Annotated in this window: 15 protein-coding genes; 8 read left to right on the top strand and 7 right to left on the bottom strand. The window is 40.0% G+C overall.

The genetic code is table 11. The features are described from left to right. Window positions 1-157 precede the first annotated feature (157 nt). Complete coding sequence (locus GVT53_RS02555) at window positions 158-754, top strand: TetR/AcrR family transcriptional regulator (RefSeq protein ID WP_166247276.1); 597 nt, start codon at window positions 158-160, stop codon at window positions 752-754. A gap of 319 nt (window positions 755-1,073) precedes the next feature. Here the strand turns inward: GVT53_RS02555 and GVT53_RS02550 are convergent, their stop codons facing one another. The 7 genes from GVT53_RS02550 to GVT53_RS02525 all read right to left on the bottom strand — a co-directional run bounded on the left by GVT53_RS02550 (window position 1,074) and on the right by GVT53_RS02525 (window position 8,130). Beyond that, a complete protein-coding gene (locus GVT53_RS02550; RefSeq protein WP_166247275.1) occupies window positions 1,074-1,214 on the bottom strand; it encodes a hypothetical protein in 141 nt (46 codons plus the stop codon). Window positions 1,215-1,556: 342 nt separating this feature from the next. Continuing rightward, a complete protein-coding gene (locus GVT53_RS02545; protein WP_166247274.1) occupies window positions 1,557-2,687 on the bottom strand; it encodes a formylglycine-generating enzyme family protein in 1,131 nt (376 codons plus the stop codon). 94 nt (window positions 2,688-2,781) lie between these two features. Beyond that, on the bottom strand, window positions 2,782-3,924 hold the full coding sequence (locus tag GVT53_RS02540; RefSeq protein ID WP_240905120.1) for a sulfatase/phosphatase domain-containing protein: 1,143 nt from the start codon (window positions 3,922-3,924) through the stop codon (window positions 2,782-2,784). A 55-nt stretch (window positions 3,925-3,979) separates the two neighbouring features. Further along, window positions 3,980-4,111 carry a hypothetical protein gene (locus GVT53_RS21135; RefSeq protein ID WP_258537782.1) on the bottom strand — a complete coding sequence of 44 codons (132 nt, stop codon included), beginning with the start codon at window positions 4,109-4,111 and terminating at the stop codon, window positions 3,980-3,982. Between the two features lie 444 nt (window positions 4,112-4,555). After that, window positions 4,556-5,446, bottom strand: a complete 891-nt coding sequence (locus tag GVT53_RS02535; RefSeq protein WP_166247273.1) for an alpha/beta hydrolase — start codon at window positions 5,444-5,446, stop codon at window positions 4,556-4,558. 11 nt (window positions 5,447-5,457) lie between these two features. Then, window positions 5,458-6,348 (bottom strand): hypothetical protein, encoded by an 891-nt coding sequence (locus GVT53_RS02530; RefSeq protein ID WP_166247272.1) that lies wholly within the window; start codon window positions 6,346-6,348, stop codon window positions 5,458-5,460. 39 nt (window positions 6,349-6,387) lie between these two features. Next, window positions 6,388-8,130: a sulfatase family protein gene (locus GVT53_RS02525; protein WP_166247271.1), complete on the bottom strand. Its 1,743-nt coding sequence runs from the start codon at window positions 8,128-8,130 to the stop codon at window positions 6,388-6,390. Window positions 8,131-8,618: 488 nt separating this feature from the next. Between GVT53_RS02525 and GVT53_RS02520 the strand changes: the two genes are divergently transcribed. From GVT53_RS02520 to GVT53_RS02490, 7 genes are all read left to right on the top strand, one after another. Beyond that, a complete protein-coding gene (locus GVT53_RS02520) occupies window positions 8,619-9,188 on the top strand; it encodes an RNA polymerase sigma factor (RefSeq protein WP_166247270.1) in 570 nt (189 codons plus the stop codon). Window positions 9,189-9,282: 94 nt separating this feature from the next. After that, window positions 9,283-10,356 (top strand): FecR family protein, encoded by a 1,074-nt coding sequence (locus tag GVT53_RS02515; protein ID WP_166247269.1) that lies wholly within the window; start codon window positions 9,283-9,285, stop codon window positions 10,354-10,356. A gap of 162 nt (window positions 10,357-10,518) precedes the next feature. Beyond that, the gene (locus GVT53_RS02510; RefSeq protein WP_166247268.1) at window positions 10,519-13,857 is read left to right on the top strand and encodes a TonB-dependent receptor; all 3,339 of its coding nucleotides are present in this window, start codon (window positions 10,519-10,521) and stop codon (window positions 13,855-13,857) included. Window positions 13,858-13,883: 26 nt separating this feature from the next. After that, the gene (locus tag GVT53_RS02505; RefSeq protein WP_166247267.1) at window positions 13,884-15,311 is read left to right on the top strand and encodes a RagB/SusD family nutrient uptake outer membrane protein; all 1,428 of its coding nucleotides are present in this window, start codon (window positions 13,884-13,886) and stop codon (window positions 15,309-15,311) included. A gap of 211 nt (window positions 15,312-15,522) precedes the next feature. After that, window positions 15,523-16,953 (top strand): sulfatase family protein, encoded by a 1,431-nt coding sequence (locus tag GVT53_RS02500; protein ID WP_166247266.1) that lies wholly within the window; start codon window positions 15,523-15,525, stop codon window positions 16,951-16,953. A 26-nt stretch (window positions 16,954-16,979) separates the two neighbouring features. Continuing rightward, complete coding sequence (locus GVT53_RS02495; protein ID WP_205791859.1) at window positions 16,980-18,107, top strand: alpha/beta hydrolase; 1,128 nt, start codon at window positions 16,980-16,982, stop codon at window positions 18,105-18,107. 122 nt (window positions 18,108-18,229) lie between these two features. Then, window positions 18,230-19,231 carry an aldose epimerase family protein gene (locus GVT53_RS02490; protein WP_166247265.1) on the top strand — a complete coding sequence of 334 codons (1,002 nt, stop codon included), beginning with the start codon at window positions 18,230-18,232 and terminating at the stop codon, window positions 19,229-19,231. The last annotated feature ends 218 nt before the right edge of the window (window positions 19,232-19,449 follow it).

Genomic DNA, 19,449 nt, shown 5'->3' with positions numbered 1-19,449 from the left:
AAAAAGCTATTGAAATTTAATACCGATTATATTTGTCTAGAAAGAACCGAGACAAAAGGCTTAACGACCTAGCACCATTTATCATTTTGGTGATCCTTATCATATCCGCTATCATCGTAAATATGTAAACTTTATATTGCCTTAATAATTTGCCCAAATGATCAGTAAATCCGAACTTATCGCATGCTCCGCCTTAAACTTCACTCGATTTGGGAGCAAACGCTTCACACTCGATGAGTTGGCAAATCAGCTCGGCATATCAAAGAAGACCATCTACCATTATTTTAACAAAAAAGAAGAATTGGTTCAAGAGAGTACCGCCTATCTGTTGCTAAGTTATTCAAGGGAGATTCAAGGACCGGAGATTGCGTTATGTAAAGATCCGCTGGAAAAGATCATACTGATATACAAAAAGGGTTTCGAACATTTAAAATATTTCAGTCCCACGTTCCTATTTGGGCTAAGGAAATATTATCCCAAGGCCTATGAACTCTTTAACGGCTTTCGGAATGACCTGGTAAATGAAACCATTTATGAACTTTTTGTCGACGCACAAAAATTGGGCTGTGTTCAAAATGAGGTAAACTTGAGATTGGTTTGTGAACTGTATTTTTTGAATTTGAACGCTATCGCTTTTGGTAGATCCAGTCTTTTTGATAAATATACCCAGCAAGAGATTCTACAACATCTCATCATCAACACCATAAAAGGTATTGTGACCAAGGATTACACCAACAGGTTTATCCAAAAATAGACCGACAACTATCATTTGGTAAAAAAGTATTTCAAGGTAAATTAGGTTGAAGCGAAAACTACCGAATATAAATGCCTACTGCTATTAAAAATATCCTCTATTGCCAATGGATTATTCAAAGGATTCCCAAAAAACATTCGATAATGCCGTTCACATTTTAAAAGGGAAGAATATATTTTCTATCTGTGGATGCCTATGTCACTTTTCCGTCCGCCCCTGACAATAGGGGAATTACAAACAAAAACTTGACGAGCCAGCCCATAAACCTGCCTATCGATCAGATAAAGTACATTGGTTGTTTTTGCGCCTCTTCCTTCCCTTACCCACCGCTCTTCATCTTGAATAGGATGGCATTCATAATTTCAGAAATCGGGGCTATCGATGGAAAACCAAGTTGGGAAAGAAGTATGTACGGAACTATCTCCATTTCTATAGTATCTTTATCGAGTACTTTGTGCATGGGCTATGAAATTTGAGTATGGTAACACAAATCTCAGAAGCCCTATCTCTCGTACAAAAAAAGTTTAAATCACTTCAATAAAAAAATAAACAGAAATATTGATTTGCCTACATTATTTATGATGGCATTATACATGGTGGGCCCATCACGTTTGAACGAATCATAATGCAAAAAAAACGGGCATAGTACACCAGACAAAACGGAAAAAACAGAGCATAGCAAAACGTATTTAAGCCACCAATAAACAGACTCTTATGGCTTTATAGTGACTCAAATTATCGTTTGTAATGGTTCTTCCCATACAGCGTTCAACGTAATATCCCTACGTTAAGTCCCTTCTAATCATTTTTTTTTAGAATGATATATTGATGATTTTCTCGTTTTTACAGCGGATAAAACCGTCCTGAACCCTAGGTGCTCCATACCTGAGTCTGGGCTTGTGGCCATCCGGGCAGATATTCGATAGCTGGCACAGTACGAGGCACTGCAAAGAAAAGATCCTCCCTTGATCACCTTTTCCTTTGCATAGGGGTTGTTTTTGTTGTAAGCACTCCGAGGGCCTTTGGGATTTATTACAATGCTGTCCTTCAAACTCTTATAATAATTGGTATTGTACCAATCACTAGTCCATTCCCAAACATTACCTGCCATATCGTATAGGCCAAAATCATTATTGGGGTAACTCATAACTGGTGCACTTCTCTCAAAACCATCTTTTTTGGTGTTATCGACAGGAAATACACCTTCCCACGTATTGGCATATGACCCAAGTTGTTCAATCTCATTTCCCCAAGAGAAGATGAGATCTTTATTATTGGCACGTGCCGCGTATTCCCATTCGGCTTCTGTTGGCAACCTTTTGCCTGCCCAATCACAATAGGCGATGGCATCTTCGTAAGCTATGTGGACCACTGGATTGTTCTCGTTTCCCTCGATAGTGCTGTCGGGGCCATTTGGATGTTTCCAGTTGGCCCCGATTTTCCACTCCCACCATTGAGAATAATCATACAGGTTTGGCAGGGTGGACCTGATCTTTTTGAAGACAAGCGATCCAGGCCTTAAAATGGAATCATGTGGTTTTAGTGTTCCCTTGGGTAGCTGCTTTTTCATTTCCCCCCAATCGATCTGCCTTTCTGCGACGGTTACGTAACCCGTTGCTTCCGCGAACTTGGTAAACTGAGCATTGGTCACCTCATGGATATCCATATAAAATCCATCCACAAAAACCTGATGTGCAGGTCGCTCATGGGGCATTGCCATTTTGTCTGAAGCAACGGCTCCCTGCCTAAAGTTCCCGCCTGGGACCCAGACCATTCCGTCAGGGGTGTCCATTGTTGGTTCTTTCTTGGTAGTAACTGTTGAGGGTTCTTCCGTCCCGATTGTGGACAATTCGGTTTTAGTTTCATGCCTGTTCTGGCAACCAGCCAATGACAAAACGAGGCAGATAGAGACACTTTGTTTTAATTTTATCATATGACTTCGGTAAAGTTTAAAATTATTAATCCTCCTTTTTGTACTTGTAGTCACCCCAAGCCGGTTTGTATATCGGTTTCAAAGGAATCTTCATTCAATCTGTTTCTGCCAACCATCCATAAAGTGATTGAGGCATATTTTTATTGGTGCCCTGTTTGGTAGGGTCACCGATTAGGTTATGCTTTTCATCTGGGTCGTTTAGCAAATCGTAAAATTCATTCCTGTCCCAAATTCCTTGGTAACGTATATATTTATACTGGTCGGTTCGCATACCGAACATAGTCGGTGTCATGGGAAAGTCTTTTTCCCAATGGTATTCGTAGAATACCTCTTTTCGATTTGCGGCAGGGTAATCAACTGTCAGAACCGGCATAAAGGAAACCCCGGGCATATAATCAGGTTTTTTGACCGCCTCGGCCAAAATAGTAGGAGCAATATCAATGTTCTGAACCATGGCTTTTGGTTGAGTTCCTTTTTGAAAAAGTTCGGGACATCTAACCAAAAGAGGAACCTTGACCGACTCTTCATAAAAACGGCGTTTATCTATCAGTCCATGTTCACCCCAACTGAATCCATATTCACTCATATAAATGAGCAACGTTGAATCATCAATTCCTGCCGATTCCAAATACTTCATGACCGAACCAAGACTTCCATCTACACCTAATAAAGTTTCACAATAGGCTTGTATAAATCCGTGTATACCAATATTAGTATGGTACGTATAATCTACCCCATGCCAACTTACTCTTTGTTCGGCAACCCATTTTGGCCATTTCAAATCCCTCCATTCACCCGTTTTGGTTTGGTCATAGGTTGAAGGCAAATCAATTTTTTTGCCTTTATATTTACCTTTGTGCCATTTTGCGGGCTTAAATTCCGAATGTACCGCTTTGTGTGACAGATACATAAAGAAAGGTTTGTCCTTATCTCGGTGCTTTAACCGATCAATGGCATGTTCGGTCAATAAATCTGTAATATAGGTCGAGTCTTTATGTTGTTTTCGTTTTCCACTTATGTTCAATTGAGGATTATAGTATACTCCCTGTCCGTGAAAACTTTCCCAATGGTCAAAACCTGGCCTAGGTTCATCGGTATGGCTGCCCATGTGCCATCTCCCGAATAATGCTGTTTGATAATTGGCTTCTTGAAGATAGGTAAGGAAAAAGATTAGATTACCAGGATTGGGAGCTTGATTATCAACAATGGTATGGGTGTGTGAGTATTGCCCGGACAAAATTGAGGCTCTACTTGGAGAACATAGAGAAGTAGTAACAAAAGTATTGGGCAGATTAGGCGCCTTCAGCTGCCAATCTGTCCATGTTAGCGGTTTCGAACCATGGTACCTTACCGGTAAAACCCATATAATCAAAATGATGGTCATCTGTCAGGATAAAAATCACATTTCGGGGTTTCTTTTCCATCAACGAATCTTGTTGCTTTTCTGCATATAGTGAAAAGACAAAAAAGGAGAAAAAGAAGTAAATACTAATTGCCTTACAATTTATTTTTTAACCATTATTTTTTTTGTCATGTATCAATTCCTAATGTTGGTACTTAACAAAAAAGGTAATAGAACACTTTGAACTTTATTCTACTAGTTGAGGCCATTAAGAAATGTATATATGATTGCGGTAAGTAACTTATTATCATTTTTTCAAAAAACATCTTACTTCGATAATATTCCAAAAAAGGGTAAACTACCATAGCTATACCGAGTTCCTTTATCCGTTACATCAGTTTGACACAACAAAACGAAAAAGAGTAAGCCCCCTGGGCAAAGCGTTATTTTTCCAACATAATAGAAAAAGAAGATTACGTATTGTGCCCGCCCAATTGGGACTTAACTCCCTCTCAACCCTATAGCATTATTGCCTCATAAAGCCCTGCCCTATAAATTTTAAAAAACCCGGTATCGATGACCTCCAAAATGTCCAATCATGGCCACCGTCATGGATACGGAACTCGTGTTCTACCTCCATATTTCGTAATTCAACATAGGCTTTGGCATTGCCGGAATAAAGAAAATCATCATCACCGATATCGAAGTAAAACCTTGTTTTCAGTTGACCCTTTGGTATTGTTTGGATCAATTTCAAGGGGTTATTGGCATCCCAATGACCAGTGGAGGGGTTTTGAGAATCCATATCCATTCCATATAGGTTTTTCGCGATTCCCTTCCACATAGGGTTTTTGGTCATCGGATGATCCAACGAAATGATGGCAGCACTGAGCGGAACACAGGTGCCGAACATATCATGGTGTTTCACCCCATAAAGAAAGGCCCCATAGCCACCCATTGAATTGCCAACCACGGCTCTATGCTCCATTGTTTTTTTAATTCTATAGTTTTTTTCGACCATAGGGATGAATTCTTGAAAGAACATATCTTCAAATTTTGAATACCCCTGGAAATCGTTTATGTAAAAATGCTGCCCCCCATCAGGCATTATTACAATCGAGGGGGGGATTTCGGCATTTTCAATGGCAGAATCCATGAAATGGTCTATGAGACCATATTGCACCCAAACATTTTCATCACCCCCATAACCGTGTAACAGGTAGATTACAGGGTAACTTCTTTTTGATTCATCATAACCGGCCGGCAAATAAATAGTATAATCAATTTCTTTGTCCAAAATGGCACTCTTTATCGATTGTGCTTCCAATACTTTCCCCTGTCCAAAACAAAACACCGAGCTTAAAAAAGTTATGGTAATTGCGGCGGTATGAAGTATAAAACTTTTTGATCGTCTCATTTCTCAGTCAATTAAAGATTATCCAGATTGATTTTTTTATGACCGAACAATGGGGCATACGTCCGGGCCTCAGCAAAAGTCAGTCGATTTCGCAAATAAACAATTTGGGCATGTACCCTTATAAATGGTGTATCTATTTCTGGTGGAATATCATACCATTCGTCATCAAAAGTGAATATGACACTTCGATTTCCCGGTAGAGCACCAGGCGTAAGCACACCATGAAACTTTGGTACATTGTCTCCTTGATTGGCATAGTGGATATACTGTGGACCTCTGGGGAACCACATACCGGCACCGCCAATAGTCTCTACCATTAGTTGTCCCAATTGGTTGTTAGAAAGCTGGTTTTCCAATGACCGTAGTGATCTTGCCAAGTGATAGGCTCCTTGACTATGCCCAAGCAACAATACCTTTTCCTCTGTGTCAATGATTTCGAGCACGCTCTTTTCAATTGCTGCCTCCACCGTCTCATTAGTAGGTAAAATAATTTCAATGACATCTGCTATTCCTTCTTTGGTACCATTATGAATACCCACAACTGGTCGGCCAGTAAATTCTGCAATCTCCACCATATTCTTATATTGCTTGGCCACATCAGTACCAGCACCATTGACAAACCATATGGGTTCATCATTTGTTATAATGTCAGGATATACAGGGGGAACATCCAATATACTGGTGGTCTGGTGGTCAAAAAGCAAGGTGTCCGCACCAACATAATAACCATCAAATTGAATGTCTTCAGACTCGTCCCCGAACAGCAACGGTATTTTATCTGATTCATATAGACTTTCAGTTGTATTTAAGTTTGCTTCATCAAAAGATGTATCTGAGCAAGAGGTGAACATAAGCAACGACAAGAATGTCGTTCCAAAAAATAAGCGATTGGTTGTCTTCATGATTAAACTAATTTATTTGTAAAAATTATGGTTTGAATTCTAATGGGTATATGTTACTTCACTGGGCAAATAGCCTATTCTATGGGCATTGATTAAAAGTGTCTGTCCCTTTTTCAATTTTATGGTCTCACCTTGATAGACTTTCCAGGGTTGGGGCACATCAACATAAGCAACAGTTTTATTTTGGTCGATCGTAAAACCAAAATCCCAACTTTCGGTCCTACGTTTTGAATTTAAAGCTTGATTATTTTGTTCAACGATACGATAACCGATTGAGGCACCTTTTGTGCCACATTCTATTGTGTACCCTTTTTTGTTCCTTATTACTTTAGGTGGTGATGTTTTAGGTGGTCCTTTTTTGTTTTTCCACCAATTGTTGAATACCATTTCTTTCTCTGGTATCGAGGATAGGTCGCCCACTTCTGCTATCCAGTCAAAAAGTGCTTCTTTCAGTTCTTTCTTTTTAGCCGTATATTGGGGCTCATCTGCCAGATTGCGCACCTCATTGGGGTCCATTTTGGTGTGGTAGAGTTCTTCCGTGGGCTTATTTTTTGCAAACCAGTCCAGTAGATTTGGGTTATCCAAACGTCCCATTTCGTGCAATTCCAATATTTCTTTCATTGTAGGTATGCCCTTTCTGTATTGTAAGTCTTGGTATTTTGGCAGTTCGGGCATAAAGTTGTACACATATCTGAAATTCCCATCGCTTACAGATCGTACCCGGTCATATTTATTTGCCATTCGATCCCTAGCGGCAAAAACATATTTTCTTTCTTCCTTTTTTTTTAAAGGTCCCAGAAAAGCGGTTCCCTGAAGGTGGTCGGGAGGCTCGATGCCCGCTATGGAAAGCATGGTTGGCGCCAGGTCCACCGCACTGACCAACCTATCATCTTTAGTGCCCGCAAAACGGTTTTTGGGATATTTCACGATCAAAGGTATATGTGTGCCCCTTTCGAGAATTTCTCGCTTTGTCCAGGGCATACATCCACCATGGTCACTAAAAAATATCACATAAGAGTCGTCATATACTTTATTGTTTTTTAGCCCACCAACAATCTCGCCAACAGCTCGATCCATTTGTTCGATACGGGTATAAAGGACGGCCATGTCATTTCGAGCGGTTTCGGTATCAACATAATAAGGCGGCAATTTCATATCATTGGGGTCATACCGAATACTATCGGGCGAGACCATCAACTTTGATTCGTGTGTGATTGCCAAATTGAACACGCTGAAGAACGGAGTGTTTTTGGGCCGGTATTTGTAAGATGCTGCAGGGCTACTGTCATCCCAAACTGTGACAGGCTCTTCAAATTGATAATCTTCTTTATAGTTGTTTGTTGTATAATAGCCTTTGGCTCTTAGATATTCGGGAAAAGCCTTTACATAATCGGGCAAAACGGCTGAGTAGCTTGGCAGGCCTTGAGGCATGAAAAAGGGGGAACTTGAAAGAGTGCGCATGTGTTGGGCTCCTATTGAAATGGCGTGCATGCCCGTGATTATCGATGATCGGCTCGGCGCGCAGACCCCAGCTGTGGTATATGCTTTTGTAAAAAGCACTGCCTCACGTGCCAGACTATCTATGTTCGGAGTTTTTACGATTGAATCACCATATGCCCCCAAAAAAGGAGAAATATCCTCACATACTATCCAAACTATATTTGGCTTTTTTTGGCCAAAAGATGCTGTAAAAAAACAAAAGATTATTAAAATAACAATCAAAAGCAATACGCGCCTTATTCTCCTGCTATAATTTTTCCATGGGATCAGACTTTTAAACATACTGTCTCTTTTAATAAGGAGGAAGAAAAACTGTTTTTATAGACATTCTTTTAAGTTTTTTTACTCTGGCGCTTATTTTTAACATAAATGATTTTTACATTATTTGCCTCAACTTCTCCAATTTTAAAAGTGTTGTTTCAAATTAGAATACCAGCACGAATCGGCTCAGCTATGATAATTCTGTCAGCTATTACTGCATTTACATGTCTCTGCATTAGGTCGTATATTTGGCTTAGTGGAGTCTTGATTCTTTTTCTCATATTTTCCTATAAGAAGGCTGACGCCTGAATATCATTTCTTTCAAAAGATTGGGTATTTAATTGTATGAATTATCAATTTGCTAAATATTTTATACTTTAGTTGAGTTTTTGTCGATAAACTTCAAAAAAAACAAGCGTAATCTGCAAAAATTCAAATTTTCCGTTTCGAAAATTAAATGGTAACTCTGCCACTAAAGAAACTAAAGAAACTAAAGAAAAGTAACGCTAATGAAAACAGAAGAGACTCAAATCTGGAATGATCTTAAGAAGGGTAGCATATCGGCACTAGAATCGCTATATAACTTTCATGTTGACAAACTATTTGCTTGTGGGTATAAAATCATTAACGACAGGGAGCTGATTCAAGATGAAATCCACGACCTTTTTCTAGACCTTTACAGGTGCCGTGAAAAATTGTCAAATGTGGTCAACATAGAGGCTTATTTAATCGTTTCGCTTAAAAGAAATCTATATAAACACAATGATTATAGGTTAAAGAGCCTAGAGAACGAGTTCAAACACATTACCAACATGACAGCTAACACCAATTTGACTGTCGCATCACATGAAGAAGTAATTATCGAAGAAGAAAATGAGAATGCCCAATTGATGAGGTTAAGAAGAATAATGGACAATTTGACCAATCATCAAAAAAGGATACTCCGTCTTCGTTTTAATCAAGAAAAAAGTTACGAAGAAATTTCTAGGGAAATGGGTCTTTCAGTTGCTTCTGCCAGAACGTTATTTTACCGAACTTTAAAAACAATCCGGAAGACCGCATTAAGTATACTTTTCTAAAAATAATTAGATTTCATTGTCTATAAACAACAGAAATTGTTCTCTTACATATATACAGTGGCTGTAATTTCCACTGCCGATTATCCAAACAATTATGAAATTGAATAACAAAGGAACCCTATCCGATACGGAGCGGGAAAAGCTCAAAAGTCGCATAATTAGGTCGGCAAGGATTCTGAGAGAAAATCGAAAGATTAAACAAAGGGCTAGGTTATTGTACGGCGCAGCGGCGTCTATAGTGATATTGTTTGGTGTTTTCAGCGTTTTTGACATGCTCGGCGAACAATCTTTACAAGATTTTGTTGATGAAGATGCGCCATTTATTGACGTTAGCAAGAGTAATCAGGTAACTGTGGTGCTGGGCGAGGGAAAGAAAGTACAACTAAAAGAAAAGAACAACACATTAAAATATTCCCCAACGGGAAAGGATCTACAAGTGGGAACGGGTGAAAAATATAGACAAATCTTAAAAGATGAAGACAAGCCTATTTTCAATACTATCCTGGTACCCTATGGAAAGCGCACAGATGTGACCCTTTCAGATGGTACAAAAGTATGGATCAACTCAGGCTCGAGATTGGTTTATCCTGTAGTTTTTAAAGGTGATAGAAGAGAGGTTTATTTAGAAGGCGAAGCAATATTTGAAGTATCTCATAACCCTAAAAGACCGTTTTTAGTGCTTTCTTCAAATCAGGAAGTTGAGGTGCTGGGTACTGTTTTTAACATTAGTAGTTATAGGGAAGATGAAAAAACAAGCACAGTCCTTAAAAGCGGTAGTGTATTGGTTACATATGCCAAAGATGATGGGAAATCTTTTAAAATAACTCCTGGCACACGTTCAAGTTATAATAGCACAACCAAGGAAATTGATATACAGTATGCAGTAAATATGGATGAATATTTTGGATGGAGGAAAGGATTCTTCAGCTTTCAAAAAAATGATCTTAAGTATATAGCAACAAAATTGTCTAGATACTATGGGGTTGAAATAATTGTCAAGGGCGAACAATTGAGTAAGGACACTTATTCTGGAAAAATTGACTTAAAGGAAGATGTATATAGTGTTATTCAAACTTTAGGCAAAGCATATCACTTTACTATGGAACGCCAAGCAGATAAAATCATACTAATAACCACTCAACAAATTTATAAAACGCCAAGCCAATGAATTAAAACCAACTAAACAAAAACCGACAGATGTTGGAGCATCTGCCGGTTGTAAATGTATTACCGAAGTAATAACTAACTGAATCATAAAATTATGAATAATTACTCAAGAATTGCATATGCCTTGGAGAAATTAAATAACCAGTCCATTTCATCTAACCTCATGAGGTCATTTCTTTGCTACATATTGATAGGATTAACGGCCCTTAATGCAAATGACACCTATGCACAGACAAAACTTAACCTTAATCTTAAAAAGGTAAATCTAGAGACACTTTTTGATGAAATACAAGAGGATAGCGAGTACATCTTTTTTTATAAAGATGGTATTTTGCCCAACGAAAATTCGATTACCCTTAAGCGGAACAATGTAACGTTGCCGGATATTCTGGATTCTTTTCTGGCACAATACGGTCTAGGCTACAATATCATAGGCAGACAAGTTACAGTATTTGAAGACCCGACCAATATGTCACTGGACACCAGTACTGTTGTATTTCAAGATCTTACGGTCAACGGAACTGTAGCGGATGATTCAGGAGTTCCTTTGGCGGGAGCCAATATTATCGAAAAAGGGACCACGAATGGCACTCAGACTGATTTTGACGGTAATTTTTCAATTAGAGTGACTGACAGTGATGCCGTATTGACTGTGTCGTATATAGGGTTTACTACCAAGGAAATACCTGTCAATGGACAATCTAACCTGAACATCATCTTACAAGAAAGCGCTGCTGCACTTGATGAAATTGTGGTCGTTGGCTATGGAACGCAAAAGAAAAGTGACTTAACAGGATCTGTCGCATCATTGAGCCAAGATGACATGAACCCAGGGGCAAACGTATCGGTCGACCAGATGATGCTCGGTAGGGCGGCCGGGGTACAGATAAACCAGGCCAGTTCAGCGCCCGGTGGGGGACTGGCAATTAGGATCAGGGGTTCTAACTCTTTGAATGCCAGCAATGAACCTTTATATGTAATTGATGGGTTCCCGATTGATAACAGTCCCAACCTTGGTTCTGGCGGAGTGGCCGAAGTAAGCCAAAACCTGAGCCCAAGAAACCCGTTGAATGCCCTGAACCCAGCTGATGTGGAATCCATAGAGATTTTAAAGGATGCCTCGGCAACAGCAATCTATGGTTCAAGAGGTGCGAATGGGGTAATCTTGATTACCACCAAAAAGGGAGGCAAGGGCAAGGTAAATGTTACTTATGATGTTTATGCCGGTATTCAATCGGTCGCCGAAAAAATTGATGTGTTGTCTACTTCCCAATACATCGATGCCATAAACGATCTGTCCATTGCACAAGGAAATGAAGCAGTTTTTAATGATGACGACATTTCAAGAATTGGCAGAGGAACAGATTGGCAAGAGGAGGTCTTCCGTTCGGCCCCTTTGACTAGCCATAACTTAGCCGTGAGCGGGGGCAGCGAAAACACAAATTATTATGCCTCATTCAACTATTTTGACCAAGAAGGTGTTGTCAAAAATTCTGGTATAAAAAGATATACCGGAAGAATAAACCTAGAGACAAAAATTGGGAACAAGACCCAGATTGGCCTAAACTTCAACACAAGCTTGATCAAGGATAACAACAATGTCGATGGCGTCAATACCAATGAGCAAGCAGGGCCCATTTACTCTTCGTTGTTATATGACCCTACCGAACCCATATTAAATGACGATGGTACTTTTAGCCAATCCGCGAATCTTACGGTCAACAATCCTGTCACCTTGATAAACGCCATTATCAGTGAGAGCGAGACAAATAGAACTTTCGGTAGTGCTTTTTTGAACTACGATTTCACAGAAGACCTTTCGGGAAAGTTCAATTTCGGAACCGACAGGCAAACATCAAGACGTGACATTTACAATACCACACAGACCATACGTGGTGGAGCAGCTGGTGGTATTGCGAACATCAACGTATTGGAACGTTCAAATTATCTGTTCGAGTATACGATGACCTATGACAAAACTTTTAACGAAGATCATGCGCTTACGGTATTGGGCGGTATCACCTTTCAAAAGTTCAGTTCAAGGTTCTTTTCGGGTAATATCAGTGGTTTTCCGACAGATGATATCAAAACGAACAATTTGGCCCTGGGTGATACCAATACGGATGTACTCTCCAGTGGCAAGGAAGAAAATACTTTGTTGTCATATTTGGGGAGGGTTAACTATAACCTTTTCGACAAATTTTTGTTGACCGCCTCGATACGGGCAGATGGATCATCAAGATTCGGAGAGAACAACAAATGGGGCTATTTTCCTTCCTTTGCCTTGGGCTATAAGCTAGACCAAGAAGAATTTATTCCCGATAGTTTCAGCCAGCTTAAGCTGAGAGCAAGTTGGGGCCAGACAGGTAACCAGGAAATTGGCAACTACGCATCGCAATTGACCTTTGGCACTGGACCCAACGTGGTGTTTGGTGGCACGATTTCGGGCAGTGTCGTCCCGCAGCGTATTGCAAATCCTGACCTTAAGTGGGAAACCACCGAACAGCTAAATGTTGGTCTTGATTTTGGCATTTCTGGTGGCAGGTTCAGTGGAAGCTTGGATTATTTTTCAAAAGAATCGAAAGACCTGTTATTCGATCTTCCCTTGCCATTTGCGTCTGGTTATGCTTCAATATTGACAAATGTAGGTGAGGTTAAGAACAGTGGGTTCGAGTTTCTTTTCAACTCGACCAATATAGTAACCGATAATTTCAAATGGGACACTTCTTTGAATTTTTCTGCCATTAAGAATGAAGTGGTGGATTTGGGCCGTATTGAAAGTATCGTTACAGGAGGTGTTCAGGCAGTGGGCAATACGGCGATTATCCAAGAAGGTGACCCCCTTGCCTCCTATTATGGGTACGTGGTCACCGGCATTTTTCAAGAAGGCGACGACATTGCCAATTCGGCGCAGCCGACAGCCCAGCCCGGTTTTCCAATTTTTGAAGATCGAAATGGAGATGGTGCCATCACACCTGCAGACCAGAGCATTATTGGTACGCCTTATCCTGATTTTACCTATGGCATACAAAATTCAATTTCTTACAAAAATTTGAAGCTGGATTTCTTTTTTCAGGGCCAGGCCGGCGTCGACCTATTGAACATTAATGTAATAGAGTCTCTTTATCCTGCAAATTTCAGAAGAAACCGACTGGCGAATCAAATATTGAATCGGTGGACACCTCAAAATACAAATACAAAATGGCCTTCAGGGGTAAATCCTAATGCGTACGGGGCAGGAAAAGTCAATACACTTACCATTCAAGATGCTTCTTATTTAAGATTGAAAAATGTTCGGCTATCGTACAACGTGCCAGTTCAGAATATTGATTTTTTAAATGCACTTCAAGTCTATGTGACTGGCCAGAACCTATTTACAATTACTGATTATATAGGTTTTGATCCAGAGGCAAATTCATTTGGTAGAAGTAACGTAAGGATTGATTATAGTAGTTATCCTTTGGCGAGAACCTACATGTTGGGTCTTACTGCCAACTTTTAGGTCTAACAATTAAAATATTTACAATTATGAAAACTTATCATTATAAAATAGTCCTTATTTTAATGCTGACAAGCTTGATGGGCTGTGAAGAACGTTTGGAGGAGGAGGTATTCTCTGAGCTCTCACCCTCTACACTTTTTACTTCTGAGCAAGGACTCAATTCTCTGTTGAATGCAGCTTATAGTTATTCACACAGGTCAGGGGATGATGAATCTTGGTCCCCCTATTATTTGGGAACCATGCCGGCTGGGGAAGTCTGGGGTGCCGGCGGGTCGATTGAAAGTGCATGGCAATCATTGATCGATTACACTTGGGACAGTAACCATGGACAGTTAATTCCTGTATGGATAGTGTACTTTAGCTCCATTCGTGATGCGAATTTAGTCTTGGATAATTTGGACAATGATTCTTTTTCGGATGATTACAAGCAAAGAACTGAGGCCGAAGTCCATTTTTTAAGGGGCTGGGCCTATTCTGAGCTCTACAAGCTTTTCGGCAGGTTGCCGCTCTATCAGTCTTCAACTGACGATCCTTTGTTGCCACGCTCTAGCGATGAAGAAACACGGGCTTTTATAGAACAAGAACTTCTAGAGGCGATTGCAACTTTGCCGACCGAGCCTATGGCTTTTGGTCGGGCGTCCCAGGGAGTGGCCATGTCGGTCCTGGCAAAATTTTATCTAAATACCAAACAATGGCAAAAAGCGGCCGATATGTCTCTACATGTCATGAATCTAGGGCTTTATAGTTTATTGCCCAATTACTCTGATGTCTTTGATATATCGAACGAGGGCAATGCTGAAGTTATTTGGGCACTTCCCAAGAATGCCGCCGGGGCAGGCCAGTTCATGAATGCATTGATTTTTCCTCCTGATTATCCCCGGCCTTTTCCCAACAATTCGGTGTTTGCGGCACGCACATACCTCTTCGATGATTTTGTAAACTCCTTTGAGGCGACAGACACACGAAGCAGCCGCATAATAACGGAATGGGAAAGTACAGCAACAGGTCAACTTGTAATGGGATTGGGCAATGACCAATCACACCCCTATAAATTGCCTTTTGACCCTAATGCGGTAGGACCTTCTGCTGGCAATGATATCGTGGTCATCAGGTATGCCGACATATTGTTGACAAGGGCTGAAGCGCTTAATGAGCTCAACGGGCCCACTCAAGAGGTCATTGACCTTATTAATGAGGTCAGAAATCGGGCCGGGGCCACTCCCTTGATTTTGGGAAGTTTCAACAAAGACTCATTGCGGGATGCCATCTTACGTGAAAGGGAGTGGGAATTCTATTTTGAAGGAAATGCAAGGGAAGACCAGATTAGGCACGGGGTTATGATCTCTAGGGCTCAAGCAAGGGGAAAAAATGCCCAAGAATTTCATGTGCTCTATCCAATTCCGCAAAGAGAGCTGGATGCCAATTCCAATCTGGAACAAAATGCTGGGTATTAAATATTTTAAGGGTCTTCAGAATGTTATAATAAAGGTTAAAATAGAAAAGCAACGGTGGACAACTTTAATGGGCAGCCTACCTAAGCTTTCTTCCATCTTTAACAATCAGCTGAAAGGCTTCTTCGTCAGTAAATTTTAGCGAATACCCCAAACTTTAGGTAGGAATATTGAAGATAAAAAAGTCAATTTGAATGAAAAAATAATTAGATTCATGAGCAAAAACATTTTTATTATACTTTCAGTCTTGTCGTTCACAATAGCGTGTACAGAACAACAAACTGAGAAAGACCAAGAATCGAAAGGGAAAGATAAGCCTTTGAATTTTGTGGTCATCTTTGCCGATGATCTTGGGTATGGCGATCTGAGCTCATACGGCCATCCTACCATACATACCAAAAATCTGGACCAAATGGCGGTAGAAGGCCAAAAGTGGACGAACTTCTATGTTGGATCCAGCGTATGTACCCCCAGTAGGGCAGCATTGTTGACAGGGAGGTTGCCCATCAGAAATGGGATGACAAGCAGGGTAAACCGCGTCCTTTTTCCCGATTCCCACAATGGATTGCCGCAGAATGAGGTAACCATGGCGGAACAATTAAAAAAAGTCGGTTACAGAACGGCCTGTATAGGTAAATGGCATTTGGGCCATAAAGAAGAGTATCTACCAACAAACCAAGGGTTCGATTACTATTTTGGAATTCCTTACAGCAATGACATGGACAATATCATACCATTTAGGTCTGCTCATGGATATATTGATTTTTGGAAGTCAGAAGAAAGAAAGGATATAAACACTTTCAACGTTCCCCTCATGCGCAATACCGAGATAGTGGAACGACCAGCTGATCAGAACACATTGACAAAACGTTATAATGAAGAGGCTGTTCAGTTCATCCGGCAAAACAAGGAAAAACCATTTTTTCTTTATTTGGCCCATAATCTTCCACATGTACCTCTTTTTGCCTCGAAGGATTTTTTGGGTACCAGTAATAGGGGCATCTATGGGGATGTCGTTGAAGAGATTGACCACGGGGTCGGGCAGATATTGGCCGAACTGAAAAAAAACGGCCTCGATGAAAACACCATTGTGGTCTTCACCTCTGACAATGGGCCTTGGCTCATCATGAACGAAGAAGGTGGAAGTGCAGGACTTTTGCGAGAAGGAAAAGGCTCAACTTGGGAAGGAGGTATGCGTGAACCATGTATTTTTTGGGGTCCCGGCCGAATACAACCTGGTTTGGTGACACAAATAGGTACCACCATGGATTTGTTTACGACCTTCAGTAAATTGGCAAATGTGCCATTGCCCGATGATCGAAAAATAGACGGAACAGACCTGGGCCCAACGCTTTTCGAAAAAATGCCCAGCATAAGAAAAGAAGTGTTTTATTATAGGGGCGATGAGCTCTATGCGGTTAGATTGGGCGCCTTCAAAGCACATTTCATTACCGAAGGTGCCTATGGCCCACCTGCTCGAGAAGAACATAATCCCCCACTTCTCTACAATCTTGAAGTGGATCCGTCTGAAAAATTTAATGTTGCCGATAGCAATCTTGATATCATCGAACAAATTCAAGCCTTGGTAAAGAAACATAATTCAGATTTGGTCAAAGGGAAAGACCAGTTGAAAGACCGGGGGTGACCTTTGAATTATCATTGAAATTTAAAATGCGCTTAATTTTAAGATATATGAAAAATCGACATCAAATTAAAAGTTTGTTGATTCTATTCCTATTTGTCAGCGGTATCCTTGCAGCCCAGGACCAAGATAGTAGCTATTCACTTGTAGAAATTCCCGCCCCATCACTCAAGGATAATTTAATAGGAACAAATGACATCCAAAAGATAGGTGTTTATTTACCACCTTCCTATTCAGGCTCGGGCGAACTATTTCCAGTGGTCTATTTTTTGAACGGATATACTGTTGAGGCTGGCGAATATCCCAAAACGGAAGCTTTTTACAGCTATATGAAAAATAGCGAAAAGCGAGAGTTCATCTTAATAGAACTGAACGGTCATAACCTGTTCGAAGGGTCAATGTACACCAATTCACCGGTTTCGGGAAATTGGGAAGATTTTATCGTAAGAGATGTCGTGACATATGTTGACGGCCATTATAGAACTTTGGCAAAACGGGAATCTCGTGGTATAACTGGTCATTCAATGGGGGGAGGTGGCACAATCAACATCAGTTTGAAGCATCCTGATGTGTTTTCTGTGGTCTATGCCATGAGCCCTGCCGTTTTAGCAAATGATATTTTATTGAATGGTATGTTTCAGAACGATTCAATCTTGGTGCATGTTCAGAATTTATCCAAAAAAATGGCAAAGGTGAGGGATGAGGATTTTGCCGAAACCTTGCAACTAGAATTAAAATCCTATGACCGAAAGGTAACGAGTATATTTGGTATTCTCGCCTTTGGGTCAGCTTTCTCACCCGATCTCTCACAACCTTTAAAAATCGCATTCCCTTTTAAAAGGAATCCTGATGGTAATTTTACTAAGGTAGAAGAAATCCATAAGAAATGGGTAGCTGGTTTTGGAAATTTGGAAGAAAAAATAAAAAAATATAGAAACAATTTAATCCAATTCAAAAAATTTGCGCTGAGCTGTGGATATCAGGACGAAATGCCCGGATTATTCGAAGGTTCAGTTTATTTCTCTACATTGCTGAAAGAGGAAAAAATACCACATAGCACATGCTGGTACACCGGTAATCATACAGATAAGGTGAGTGAACAACTCATGAATGAGGTATTTCCGGCAATGTCTGAATACTTAAATGGTGAAAAATAATACGTAGGTTGATTTTGAGTTAGTTTTTTATGAGAGCGCAGCTTGTCTGCGCTTTTTTACTTTTTGCTTCCAATTCCAGTCCTTATGCTAAATTTCTTATTATGAACTAATACATTCACACGATGAAACTAACAAATTCAAAAAGGGCTGTTAAGTGGGATTGCAAAGTACCACACCTGAAAGTATTGGGTTTTTTACTTATTTTTTTGACATTTTTCTTTCCAGTCTATGGCCAAGATTCTGAGGTATTTTGGCTCGAAAATGATTCGATTAGAGTATCAATTAGCAAAAAAGGGGCTGAACTTCAAAGCATAAAAGGCAAAATCAGCGAGTTTGAGTACCTATGGCAGGGCAATGGTGAATATTGGACCGACAGGGCTCCTATAATGTTTCCAGTAAATGTCAGATTCAAGGACGATGAGTTTTATTTTCGGAATGTGAAATACGAGATGCCAAAAATGGGAATCATAAAACAGAGTCTTATGGCCCTAAAGCACAAATCTAAAAATGAGGCAACATTAAGTTTTGTCCCCGATGAAGAGGTTTTGCACGAAAACTACCCATTTTTGTTCAAAATTTCGGTTCGATATAAATTGACGGATAATACCATCTTGAACGAATATATCATCACAAATAACGGTACTCATAGCATGTATTTTGCACTCGGTGGGCATCCTGGGTTTAATCTGTCACTTGGTCAACCAAATGATAGAAAAACACATGAGTTATTTTTTTATAAATCCCTTTCTGCCAAAAGAGAACTAATTAAAAATAGTCTTCTGAAAGATTCGGTAGCCCCCTTTTTACAAGATGAGACGACTCTTGGACTTGATGATGACAGGGTTCCCAATACTGGAATTTTCATCAAAGACTCAGTTATCAATAAAATTGGTCTGGCCAAATCTGGCCAAAAACCATACATAAGTTTGATTTTGGGGAATTTTCCGAATGTCAATATTTGGAGCCCTCCAGGATATCCGTTTGTGTGCATTGAACCTATGGCCTCACACCACGATTTTGAAGATTCTCCAAAAGATATCGAAAAAAAGTCACACCTCGTCACATTGAAACCGGGCGAAACCGTTAAATATTATTTTTTAATACAAATAGACCAAAACCCTTAAAAGTCTGAGGTATTAAATTCTTGGGAGATATTAATATTTACCGGACATTGCTTTGTTTCAACCCCACAAAAATCCTATCCGGAGGAGATTATCAATATTCTTATATCATAAACCGGTAAACTATTTTTTATGGAAACAGCGTCAATGTATTTACTATAGTTTTAAAAGACTGGATGTTTCTTAATCTAACAGTAATAGTTGGTCATTATTAAAAATAT

This window comes from Flagellimonas oceani, from assembly GCF_011068285.1.
GTDB classification, from domain to species: domain Bacteria; phylum Bacteroidota; class Bacteroidia; order Flavobacteriales; family Flavobacteriaceae; genus Flagellimonas; species Flagellimonas oceani.
The sequence above is the reverse complement of the archived record's forward strand: the minus strand, read 5'-3'. Positions and strand labels throughout refer to the sequence as shown.